This window comes from Paenibacillus rhizoplanae, assembly GCF_042684125.1.
Classification (GTDB): domain Bacteria; phylum Bacillota; class Bacilli; order Paenibacillales; family Paenibacillaceae; genus Paenibacillus_AQ; species Paenibacillus_AQ rhizoplanae.
Map to the genome: position 1 here is coordinate 60152 of NZ_JBHUKY010000068.1, position 12115 is coordinate 72266.

Below are 12115 nucleotides of genomic sequence, written 5' to 3' on the forward strand. Positions count from 1 at the left end.
ATGGTGGCCATCACTGCGGCTGATGGATGATCCGGGGGGAGCGATGCAGCATGGATACGGGTCTTCTCAAAGTGTTTCTAGCGGTTGCCGAAGAAGGAAGTATCTCAAAGGCAGCTCAAAGCCTGAACTATGTGCAGTCTAATGTGACCGCAAGAATCCAGCAGCTGGAGCAGGAGCTGAAGACTCCGCTGTTCTACCGGCATAGCCGGGGAATCACCTTGACCTCGGCCGGACGGACGTTCCTGGAGTATACGGTCAAGATTCTTAATCTGCTGGATGAGGCCAAGCTGGCGGTACTGGATTCGCCGGTTCCGACAGGCTCTATTAGCGTTGGCTCGGATACGACGGCGGCAGTGTGGCTGCCTGCTATCCTGTCCACATACCGCGGGTGCTACCCGGATGTGGAAGTTCATCTTAAGGTCGGACGGGCGGGAGAGCTTCTCGAGTCGGTTCTGCAGCATAACGTGCAGGGGGCCTTGATGGACGGACCGGTGGAGCACCCGGAGCTTGTTCAGGAGCTGCTCATCCAGGAACGGATCGGGCTGGTGATTCCCGATACGATGGACTATCAGGGTATCCGCTCTGTTCATGACAAGACCCTGCTGATGCTGAATTCAGAATGTCTGTACCGGAGCAGGCTGGAGAGCTGGCTGGCGGAAGAGGGCGGACGGCTGGGCAAGGTAATGGAGTTCGGGACAATGGAAGGACTGCTCGGCTGCGTAAGGGCGGGAATTGGCTATGGGGTGCTGCCGTTATCCTATTTCACGCGGATGAATGTCACGGAGGGTATCCGGATCTATCCGTTCCCCGAGCAGTATGCAGAGGTGCCGACGGTATTCATCCGGCGGCGCGACCTCTATATGACGAGCGCGTTCCGGATGTTCATAGAAGAGCTGAAGGCAGGGCTGCCGGAAGCGGTGAGCGGTACAGAAAGGCTGCAAGGCAGCGGCGGTGCCGTGGAGGAACAGGCGCAGTGAAATTATACACGTAGTATAAGATCATATATTCATGCCGCAAAAGACGGATACCCCACTTAGGTGGAGGGTATCCGTCTTTTGCATGTTCAGGGGTTAGTGCAGCTTCCGGAACTGCTCCGGCGTAACCGCCGACTGCTTGCGGAAGGTGGCGACGAAATGGCTGACATCGCGGAAGCCGACCAGCTGCGAGATGGCCTTGACGGTAAGCAGAGGCTGGGCGACCAGCAGTTCCTTGCTCTTGCGGATGCGTAGCCGGACGAAATAAGCATAGGGCGAGAGCCCGAAGGTCTGCAGGAACAGGCTGTTCAGATATCTGCCAGACACCTCAAGCCGGGAAGCGAGATCACTGAGACCTATCTCGGGATCGCCATAATGGCTGTCCATCCATTTCAGCAGCGGCTGAAGCTTGTCTACATTGCGGGAGATCGCCGTGTTGTTATGCAGCTGCCCGTATTTGTTCAGGGTCAGCAGGAACCGGTAGGCATCGCTGGATTCGCCGAGGCTGAACATGTCATTCGAAGCATCGTGGCGGTCCAGCATCTCCTTCAGCATCCATTGCAGCGGCGCCCCGCTCTCCCAGCGGTAGAACAAGCTGGTGTTCATGCCAAGCGACTCCAGAATATGCCGGGCTGAAGTCCCGCCGAAGGTGAGATAATAGGTGCGCCATGCCTCGGATGAGAGTGCTTCATAGCGGTGCGGAGTACCGGGCATCAGCAGAATGCCGCTGCCTTCGGTGAGGGTGAGCTTCTTGTTGTCGAAGTGGAGCATCCCTTCGCCATACGCCGTTTGCAGCCAGTGATAGGTGTGATAGCCTTGCGGCCGGGATACTTTTTCCTGATCGGGATTATAGCCCATACTATCCAGCGTGATGGGGAGCAGCTGGCCGCTCTCCTGGGCGAATACGATTCTGCGGACGGCATCCAGTGACATTCTGGTTCATCTCCTGTTGTTCCATATTATTATATTCAAATTCATTAATATTATATTTATAGCGATAGAGATAGAGATTAAAATAAGAATATACTTATACTATAAAGGATGTGCGTAGTGTGATCAACGAGAAGTTACCTAAGATCTGGTACGGTGGAGATTATAACCCGGAGCAATGGGAGGCCCCGGTCTGGGCGGAGGACGAGCGGATGTTCAAGCTCGCGGGCATTGACGTAGCAACCATCAACGTGTTCTCCTGGGCACTGATTCAGCCGTCTGAGGATACGTACGATTTCAGCGGTCTGGATGAGTTAATCGACCGCTTATATAAGAACGGCACATATGTATGTCTGGCTACGGGTACCGGAGCACATCCGGCCTGGATGGCTCACCGCTATCCGGAGGTAACCCGCGTGGATGTTCAGGGCCGGAAGCGTAAATTCGGCGGGCGTCACAATTCCAATCCGAACAGCGCAGTGTACCGCAAATATGCGGCTCTGCTGGCCGGCAAGCTGGCTGAGCGCTACAAGGATCATCCGGGCCTGGTGGCCTGGCATATCTCCAATGAATACGGCGGATATGATTACTCTGAGCAGTCCGAGGCTGCTTTTCGCGTCTGGTTGAAGGACCGCTATGGAACGCTGGATGCGCTCAACAAAGCCTGGAACACCCGGTTCTGGGGCCATACCTTCTATGACTGGGAGGAAATCGTTGTTCCGAATGAACTCAGTGAAGAGTGGGGCGGCAACCGGACCAACTTCCAGGGGATTTCTCTGGACTACCGCAGATTCATGTCGGATAGCCTGCTGGAATGCTACATCCTCGAATATGAGGCCATCAAGGAGCACAGCAAGGATATTCCGGTTACGACCAATCTGATGGGTTTCTACCCGGAGCTGGATTATTTCAAATGGGCCAAATATCTGGATGTAATCTCTTGGGATAACTATCCGTCCTTGGACACCCCGGTCAGCTATACGGCGATGACGCATGATCTGATGCGCGGCTTGAAGAACGGCCAGCCGTTCATGCTGATGGAGCAGACGCCAAGCCAGCAGAACTGGCAGCCGTACAATTCCCTGAAGCGTCCCGGCGTCATGCGCCTCTGGAGCTATCAGGCGGTAGCGCGCGGTGCTGACACCGTGCTGTTCTTCCAGCTGCGGCGGTCCATCGGCGCTTGCGAGAAATACCACGGAGCGGTCATTGAGCATGTAGGGCATGAGCATACCCGCGTATTCCGCGAATGTGCCGAGCTGGGCCGGGAGCTGGAAAGTCTGGGCGGCGAACTGCTGGATGCACGCAGTGCGGCGCAGATCGGGATTGTCTACGACTGGGAGAACCGCTGGGCGCTTGATCTCTCCAGCGGCCCGTCTGTTGCACTGAAATATGTGGACGAGGTCCATAAGTATTATGATGCGCTCTATCAGCAGAATATTGAAGCGGATATGATCGGCGTAGAAGAGGATCTGTCGAAATATAAGATTGTCATTGCACCGGTGCTGTATATGGTGAAGCCGGGCTTCGCCGAGAAGGTCGAAGCCTTCGTCCAGGCAGGCGGCACCTTCATTACGACCTATTTCAGCGGCATCGTCAATGAGAACGATCTGGTCACGGTTGGCGGTTATCCTGGAGAGCTGCGCAAGGTTCTCGGCATCTGGGCCGAGGAGATCGACGCCCTGCTGCCGGGCATGAGCAATGAGATCGTGATGAACAAGGAGTGGGGCTCCCTTAACCGTTCATATGGCTGCGATCTGCTCTGTGACCTGATTCATACCGAAGGCGCAGAAGTGCTCGCTGAATATGGTACGGACTTCTATAAAGGAATGCCGGCCCTGACCGTGAACCGCTTCGGCGCAGGCCAAGCCTATTATGTGGCGACAAGCCCGGATGCCGCCTTCCTGCGCGGATTCCTGGGGAACCTATGCGCTGATAACGGCATTGCTCCACTGGTCAGCGCACCGGAAGGCATCGAGTCTGTACAGCGTGTGAAGGATGGCGTATCCTACCTGTTCCTGCTGAACCACGCCGAAGAGGAGCTTAGTGCGGATATCGGCACCGGCGAGCGGACCGATCTGCTTACCGGCAAGAAGTTCAGCGGCTCCACTGTAGTTCCTGGCCGTGGAGTACTGATCCTCTCAGACAAACAGTAATCGACTACAACGACGTTAAAAAAGCAGCGATTCTCCCGTAATAGGAGAATCGCTGCTTTTGTTTTTGTATACTCCAGCATGAAAATGAGCAGCGCGCCTAAAAACAGAACGTCATCTGTTCATCTATTTAACAAATTTTAAGGAAAAACCGAACACAATTGGAGTGGGTGCACCGCGTAGGCCGAATGTAAACGAAAAACCGCTTAAACAGCGGAGAGGACGGAACGAATGTGGAAAAGCGATTGGAACATCGGTCCGTTCACGCAGCGTCCATCCAAGTGCTTAAGTTGTTGATCCTGCTTGGTGCTATAGCGTGAAGGAACCGAAGTCTGTAATCTTCAAATCCACTTCAAGATGAATGGGAGTCCGGCTGAACACCTCATCCCAGTGGTCCTCCAGCTTGCGCCATAGGGCGGGTTCCTGAATCTTGAGCATGCTGGAGAATCCGATGGCATCTGCTTTGTAATCCGACTGCAGCTTGTGAAATAGGCTCTGCATCATCTGCTCCAGCCGCTTATTGAACAGCTTCTCTGCTTTTTGGGGAAGATGTGTGGCCGCAGGGTATTCCTCTTCGTTCCAGGTCTCACTCAGCCGTCCTTCCGTGGTAAGCTTGACGTCGAAGGACAGATGATCACCGTCTACTTTGGCAGTGATTTTACTTTTCATGGCCTTGAGTTCATAGGTGATCGGCTCATTGCTCCAATCATAGGTTTTGATGACACCGCTCTTCCCTCTGTTGGTCAGCCAGGACAGGCATTCGGTATCCTCCTGATTCAGCGCTCCCACCCAGTGCCCGGTATCTCCCTTGATCACCCCGGCTCCAGAGAACTCCACCTCGCCGTTCGCCGTCACCAGGTTCTGCAGCGCATAACTGCGTTTGGAGTACATGAGGGAATCCAGCTTGGATAAAATAACCGGGGCCAGCACCTTGCTGGTTCTCTTCTGATTACGCATCATATCTCTGATGTGAAAGGCAGGGATTACACTCTTTTGATTGGAAATCATTGTATCTTTTGCCCGGCCCTGGCTTATGAATACCATTGTACTGGGGCGGATGTCATTGTCCCGAAGCACAAAATCCATTAGCTGGTTCATGCTCTGCTGCTTAAGCAGCTCGCTGGACACGACAATCACCTTAAGGTGATGCCCGATAATGGGCCGTTCCCGCAGGATGGAATACTGGCGGAAGATCTCCAATACAGAGTCTCCAGTTCCTGTTACATTCATATAAGGAGCTTCGCTGCCGTTTGTACTCTCTACACCTCCTACAGAATTAGCCGGAACCACCTGAACCGTGGCTGTAATCCTATTCCGCTTGGTATAAGTCGAGCCTTGTTCCTCCAGCTTCTGTTCTGTGGGAGACAGCTCCGCAGTATCCATAGCCAGCCCGGCGTATAGGGCCAGATCCTCAATCTCCTTGCTGCTCCAGCAGGAGGTCTGCGTAGCAAGGATCATCAGGCTGCACAGCAGTACCAGAATTCGTCTATACATGCTGCTTCAGCCCCTTCGCCCGGATGAGCCACACTATGGAGAGCAGGACAGGCACGAGCAAGAACAGTAGCGAGCCCAGCTTGCCGATGGCATCCCCGAGTGCAAACAGGTCGTTTAAGGACTTCGGCACCATCGCGGAGATGAACAGAAGCGGAACCAGTGCATAAATAACCGAATGGATCTTAAGCTTGAATATCTGTGAAAGGCCCAGTGAGGCCTGGAAGAAAAAGCTGCTGAAATTGCAGAACATCTGCATCAGCCAGATGACCATGAACGGGAATTCCATCCGCTCGAAGAAAAATCCCGGCACCTCAAAGGTACGCATCAGGTCGATGGTGGGCCAGGTGCTGGTAAGGGCGGAATTAATAGAAATCCCACCGATCACTATAACAACAGTCAGGAGGTAAATTCCCACCATAATCGCCAGACCTCCGAGAATAGCTTTGACAGCTTGCTTAGGGTCCTGCATGAATGCTATAAGCGTCATAGTAACTTCACAGCCTGTGAAGATAAGCACTGTGGATTTCAGGCCTGCGAATACGGGGGCCAATCCATTGCCGAGTACAGGCCGCAGATGCTCGATGTCAAATATCCGCAGGCTGAGGATGAAGGAGATCAGCAGAATCATAATACTAATTGGAAACACAATGGTGTAGACACGGGCTATAGAGTTGATCCCTCCATACACCAGATAGGTGCTCAGCCAGAGAAAAGGCAGAATCACCGCCCAGATAGGGGTCCCTTCCAGCAGGAAGAACAGGGTAACCTCAGCCAGTGTGCGGATCTCAAAGCCGGCGATCGTGATGAAATACAGAATGAGCAGCAGGGACAGGGCTGCCCCGATGAACCGGCCGGTGAGCCGGCCGGCATACTGGAAGACGGTTTGTCCCGGGAACTGCTGGCTGATCTTCACCATGACAAGTACTGCGAGCATTACAATCGCTCCGCCCAGCAGGACGGAAATCCAGCCATCCGGAGTTTTGACAGTCTGGCTTACACTGCGCGGCAGCGTAAGAATGCCCGCGCCCAGCAGCGTATTGTTCAAGAAAACGGCGGTTTGTGCAGCAGTGATTTTGTCATCAGTGCGTATGAACATGATACGTCCTCCTTACGCGCGGGCGCGGTTATGACTTACGTTTGTTCTGCCGGGTCTTCATCATGACGGGCCTGCGTTTCATCATAGCCATCGGGGCGCGCAGGAACAGATCCTTCCAGTCACTTATGCGGAAAGGGGAGATCGGCGACAGATAAGGCACGCCGAAGCTCTTGAGCTTGCTCAAATGGCAGAAGATCAGCAGGAAGAACAGAATGGTACCGTACATCCCCAGCACTGACGCAAACAGCATGCCAACGAAGCGCAGCATCCGCAGTGTGATCCCCGCGCTGTACATGGGAATGGAGAAAGAGGAGATGGCGGTTACAGCAACTGTAATTACCAGGAACGGACTGACGATTCCTGCCTGTACCGCTGCATCGCCGATGATCAGACCGCCGACGATGCCCATCGCCGGACCGATCGGCTTCGGCAGCCGGATGCCGGCTTCGCGCAGGATCTCGATGGAGATCTCCAGAATCAGCACTTCAATTAATGAAGGGAAGGGCACGCCCTGCCGGGTCTTGATGATCGTAATCGCCAGTTCCGTAGGAATCAGTCCCGGATGATAGGAGATGAAAGAGATGTACAGGGCCGGAGCCATCAGGGCCAGGAAGGAGGCGGTGAACCGCAGCAGCCGCAGCAGGGTGCCCGGAAGCCAGCGCTCATAATAGTCTTCCGGCGACTGCAGCAGCATACTGAAGGTCACCGGCGCAATGAGCACGAAGGGCGTACCATCCAGCATAATGGCAATCCGTCCTTCGAGCAGGGCGCTGATGACTCTGTCCGGCCGTTCGGTGTTCTGAAGCTGCTGGAAGGGACTGAGGTAATTATCCTCAATCAGCTGCTCGATATAACCGGATTCGGCCAGGAAATCAAAGTCGATTTTGCAGATCCGGTTCTTGACCTCCTCCAGCAGGTCAGGATTGACGATATCCTTCATGTAGGCGAGCACAATGTCCCGCTGAATCGTGTTGCCTGCCCGGTAAGACTTCATCTCAAGCTGGTCATTGAAGCCCTGGCGGCGGAGCATGGCCGTATTCTCGCTAAGCACCTCGGAGAAGCCCAGCCGGGGGCCGCGGAGCAGCGCTTCGGAGACCGGCTCGCCAATCGAGCGGTTAGCAGATCCGGGCAGCTCTACCAGGAGCCCGCAGGGCAGGCCTTCAATCAGCAGACCGCCATGTCCGAAGAGGAGGAGTTTATTGAAGTTGTCTATAGCCGCCTCTTCTTTAAGCTCACTGAAGGGGAGCAGCCGGCCGGCAATTTCTGCGGAAGACAGAGGACCGGCGGGCAAGTCGTACATCAGAAACTGCATAATTTGCATATTCAGCACCCGGTCATTCTGCATGCCGCTAATATGGATAAGCACGGCCCGTGCACCGGAATGGGCGATCGTGAATTCTCTGAAATGCAGATCGCTGTTGCCTCCGATGGCGGCTTTCACTGCAAGCAGGTCCGAATTGTAGTTACCGCTGAAGGAAGCCGGGCGTGGTGTGTCAGAATGCGCAGGAACGGGCGGCTGTGACTGGCGGGCGGTTTTGGTGCCATAGCCAATCTGCCCCCGGCCGCTTCCTACGAACCGGTAGAGCGATCTGTATATATATCTAAGGAACAATGGAACAAGCAGAGCCGCACCCGCCTGACCAAAGATTGCCCAGCCGGGTATAAACGATACAATGGTAGCGAACAGTGTGATCATCCCCAGCCGTAGAAATTAAGAATCCTTGACGCGAACATATCCTTGTTCATGAAGTTTTCCAAAGTTTGTTTGAATTTAGTCATTTTACCGAAAAATATAAATCAAAACCGGATGAGTTACAGGGTATATAATATTTAATAGAGCTAATTGTTCAGCACAGCGGAAATTATGCGTTCAGGAAAGAGGCAGCACATGAAAACTCTACTAGTCACAGGCTACCGTGCCCACGAGCTGGGTATTTATGATAGCAAGCATCAGGGCATTCCCTATATCAAAAAAGCGCTCACGAACAGGATTGTACCGCTGGTGGAGGAGGGGCTGGAATGGATCATCACGCCCGGCCAATATGGCGTCGATCTGTGGGCCTGCGAGGTGGTACTGGAGCTGAAGCAGCAATACCCCGGACTGAAGCTGGGCATCATTACGGCACATGCGGCGCCGGAGGAGAAGTGGAAGGAAGAGAAGCAGAATGAGTACCGCCGTATTGTTGCCGGAGCCGACTATTACGGTGCCGTAAGTAATGCGCCCTATGACGGAAGCTGGCAGTTCCGGGCCAGAGATGATCTGCTTTTCCGCAAAAGTGACGGGATACTGTTGTTCTATGACGAGGACGCCGCAGAAGGCAGTGCGAAGTTCACTAAGGAGCGTGCCATGAAGCTGCATGCCGAAGGCGAGTATGAGCTGTATCTGATGCACGCGGAGGAGATTCAGAACATCGCTGACGAAGAGAGCCAGCGGCACTATGAATAAGGGGGACCAGCTATCCGCAGCTACGAGCTGCGCACCTGGGGCCTGTCCCGTGAAGGCAACAGGCATATGGGGATAGCCGCAGATTAGGGCGGGGAAGGGTCAGATGAAGCTTTGGAGCGAGGGGGCCTTCCGCACCTTATAGTTCTGTTCATACGCGTAAGCGAGTCTGATCAGCACCGGCTCCTCATAAGCGCGGGCAGAGAAGGTTACGCCGAAGGGGGCACCGGCTGAGGTATAGCCTGACGGCACAACGATGGACGGATATCCGGCTCTTGAGGTAATTCGTGCGCCGAAGTCGGCGGGGAACAGCAGGGCATCGAGCTGATGCTCGCGCATAGTAGCGTCGATCCCTAACTCCTTGCAGAGCCTGAGATCCGTCATGCGGTCACGCAGATATTGCGGCTCAGTGAAGGTGCCGGAAGTCGTAAGTTCGGCATCGAGCAGGGTTGCTTGCCCGAACTTCAGCGTCTGGACCGGATGGGCATGATTGAAATCAATAATATCCTTCAGGGTACGCATGGGTGCACCTGGACCCAGGCGGGCCAGGTAGGCGTTCAGCGAGGTTTTGAATTCATTCAGCACCACGGACGAATAGCCGATCTCCCGCGCCGTGGTAATCTCTGCCGGATCTATGATGGTTGCCCCAAGCTCGCGCATTCTCTCCACAGAAGCATTGAACAGCGCCAACTGCTCCTCTGTCAGCTCCTCGAAATAATAATCGCGCGGAATTCCGATGCGGGCCCCTTGCAGTCCGTTGGCATCCAGGAAGACAGTATAATCCTCATGAACCTTGCCTCTGTTAGTGCCCATGGCGGCATCCTTCTCATCCTGCCCGAGCAGGGCGTTCAGCAGAAGCACAGCATCCCGGACCGTTCGTGCCATAGGTCCGGCGGTATCCTGCGTACTGGAGAGCGGCAGAATGCCGGAGCGGCTGATCAGCCCCACCGTGGGCTTAATACCGATAATAGAGCCGAGATTGCCGGGATTGAGGATCGAGCCGGAGGTTTCTGTTCCAACGGATACCGTGCAGAAATTGCAGGCGACCGCTACCGCAGATCCGGCGCTGGAGCCGCCTGTCGGAGTGGAGATATTGTAAGGGTTAAGCACCTGTCCGCCCCGGGAGCTGTAGCCGGAGGGCATGCCGTTCGTCATGAAGTTGGCGAATTCCGTCATATTGGCTTTGCCCATAATGATAGCTCCCGCCTCGCGCAGCCTGCTGACGATGAAGGCATCCTCTCCGGCAAAAGAATCCGCCAAAGCGAGCGAGCCCGCGCTGGTATGCATGTTGTCCCCGGTATTAATGTTATCCTTCAGCAGCACCGGTATGCCGTGCAGCGGTCCGCGCGGGCCTTGATGCAGACGCTCGGTATCCAGGGATTCAGCGATGAACAGCGCATCCGGATTAATCTCCAGCACGGAATTGACGGTCAGGCCGCTTTTATCATGATCGGCAATGCGCTCAAGATACATCAGGACTAATTGTCTGGACGTAATCTCTCCGGAATCCAGAGCAGCCCCAATCTCAGCAATAGTAGCCTCTACGATTTCAAAACTCATGCGGTCCACGCTTCTTCCCTTTAGGATTTATATAGATTGTTCTTGTAAGTTTTTCGGACCGGGAATGCGTGACTCCAAAGAATGTTTGGCCCTCCGGCCGCTGTTGTCCCCAGATTTCTTAATTTACACCGCTGTATGCGGTAGAAATCCGGTGACTGCTGATGCTTCCGAAGCGAGCTTTCCTGCGGAAAGCTTTCAGGCGGACGCTACCGCTCCTAAAGTTCCAAAATTCTCTTCTGTCACTTTCCTTGTCCTTGTGTTTCCAAATTCAATATATATATTGGTTTCTCCATATATAAGCATAGTTTTGCCTGTCTTCATAGTCTTCTTTTTTCACCTGGACGACCATGACTTTGGATGTAACTTTTAAAATGCTGATTAAAAGGGGTACTCCTGTGGTTAATACATCACAAGATTTAACAATACTACTTGCTGATATTACTAGGAGGAATCGAACTTGAAGAAATGGACTACGATATTTATGGGTGTTATGCTAACTGCTGCCTTGGCTGGCTGCGGCAATAATGAGGAGCTCAAACCATCGGAGGGGGCTGCAACGGCTGCGCCTGCTGGAAATGCAGCTCCGGAAGCGACCGCATCGGTTGCGCCTGCTGAACAGACATCGGACGGAGTGCCAAGTGTGGAAGAACTGATCCAGAAGACGGCTGAAGCGGGAGCTGAGCTGAAGGGCTTCGCTATGGATTCGCAGGTGAAGCAGAAGCTCGTGATGAAACAAGGGGATCAGAACACAGAGCAAGCTACAGATATGACTATTAAATCTCAATTCACGAAGGACCCGCTGCAAATGCATCAGGAGATTGAGATGAAGCTGGCAGGTCAAGGCGATCAGAAGATGGAGCAGTACGTGACTGCGGACGGCTTCTACTCCATGACGAATGGCCAATGGATGAAGATGCCTTCTTCCATGAGTGAGCAGGTCGTAACGGCTATGAAGCAGTCGGCTAGCCCCGAGAAGCAGCTGGAGCAATTCAAGGCGATTTCCGAAAAGACGAAGGTCACCGAGGATGGTGATAACTATATGCTGGAAGCAGAGGTATCCGGTGATGATGTCAAAGAACTGGCAAAGACTTATATGAACCAGGGCGGCAGTTCCGATCCGCAGATGGCTGCCATGATGGAGCAGATGAACATCAAGAGCATGAATATCGCGTATGCGGTGGATAAGAAGACTTACTTCCCGACCCGTACAGATGTTACCATGGTCATGGATATGACCAGCGGAGATCAGACCGTATCGATTGATATGAAGATGAATGCGACCATCAGCGATCACAACAAGGTGGATGAAATCAAGATTCCGCAGGAAGCACTGGACGCGAAGGAAGTTGAAATGCCTGCGGCTCCGGCTGCCCCAACCACTCCGTAACAGGCATACCCAGCTGAATACAAGTGCAACACATGCAACCGGCGCTGCCGCCCCTACTAAGGACGGCAGCGCCGGTTTTGG

9 protein-coding genes are annotated in these 12115 nt (G+C 53.9%); 4 read left to right on the top strand and 5 right to left on the bottom strand.

Translation table 11 applies throughout. The features are described 5' to 3' along the window. Window positions 1-50 precede the first annotated feature (50 nt). Window positions 51-977 (top strand): LysR family transcriptional regulator, encoded by a 927-nt coding sequence (locus ACFSX3_RS26585; RefSeq protein WP_209992178.1) that lies wholly within the window; start codon window positions 51-53, stop codon window positions 975-977. Window positions 978-1070: 93 nt separating this feature from the next. Here ACFSX3_RS26585 and ACFSX3_RS26590 read toward each other — a convergent pair whose 3' ends face one another. Further along, window positions 1071-1907: an AraC family transcriptional regulator gene (locus ACFSX3_RS26590; protein ID WP_209992177.1), complete on the bottom strand. Its 837-nt coding sequence runs from the start codon at window positions 1905-1907 to the stop codon at window positions 1071-1073. Window positions 1908-2026: 119 nt separating this feature from the next. Between ACFSX3_RS26590 and ACFSX3_RS26595 the strand changes: the two genes are divergently transcribed. Next, entirely contained in the window at window positions 2027-4057 is a 2031-nt protein-coding gene (locus tag ACFSX3_RS26595; RefSeq protein ID WP_209992176.1) for a beta-galactosidase, read from the top strand. A gap of 306 nt (window positions 4058-4363) precedes the next feature. Here the strand turns inward: ACFSX3_RS26595 and ACFSX3_RS26600 are convergent, their stop codons facing one another. Genes ACFSX3_RS26600 through ACFSX3_RS26610 form a run of 3 tightly spaced genes read right to left on the bottom strand, consistent with a single transcriptional unit; the run spans window position 4364 to window position 8340 of the window. Next, window positions 4364-5548, bottom strand: coding sequence for a Ger(x)C family spore germination protein (locus tag ACFSX3_RS26600; protein ID WP_209992175.1), 1185 nt, complete (start codon window positions 5546-5548; stop codon window positions 4364-4366). After that, window positions 5541-6644 (bottom strand): GerAB/ArcD/ProY family transporter, encoded by a 1104-nt coding sequence (locus tag ACFSX3_RS26605; RefSeq protein ID WP_209992174.1) that lies wholly within the window; start codon window positions 6642-6644, stop codon window positions 5541-5543. Before ACFSX3_RS26605 ends, ACFSX3_RS26600 begins: the two co-directional genes overlap by 8 nt. 28 nt (window positions 6645-6672) lie before the next feature. Then, window positions 6673-8340: a spore germination protein gene (locus ACFSX3_RS26610; RefSeq protein WP_379257862.1), complete on the bottom strand. Its 1668-nt coding sequence runs from the start codon at window positions 8338-8340 to the stop codon at window positions 6673-6675. A 192-nt stretch (window positions 8341-8532) separates the two neighbouring features. On the opposite strand from ACFSX3_RS26610, the gene ACFSX3_RS26615 reads away from it, so the two are divergent. Beyond that, a complete protein-coding gene (locus ACFSX3_RS26615) occupies window positions 8533-9090 on the top strand; it encodes a DUF1273 domain-containing protein (RefSeq protein ID WP_209992173.1) in 558 nt (185 codons plus the stop codon). A gap of 99 nt (window positions 9091-9189) precedes the next feature. Here the strand turns inward: ACFSX3_RS26615 and ACFSX3_RS26620 are convergent, their stop codons facing one another. Next, the gene (locus ACFSX3_RS26620) at window positions 9190-10647 is read right to left on the bottom strand and encodes an amidase family protein (RefSeq protein WP_209992172.1); all 1458 of its coding nucleotides are present in this window, start codon (window positions 10645-10647) and stop codon (window positions 9190-9192) included. A gap of 457 nt (window positions 10648-11104) precedes the next feature. Between ACFSX3_RS26620 and ACFSX3_RS26625 the strand changes: the two genes are divergently transcribed. Beyond that, window positions 11105-12034, top strand: a complete 930-nt coding sequence (locus ACFSX3_RS26625) for a DUF6612 family protein (RefSeq protein ID WP_209992171.1) — start codon at window positions 11105-11107, stop codon at window positions 12032-12034. Window positions 12035-12115 lie beyond the last annotated feature (81 nt).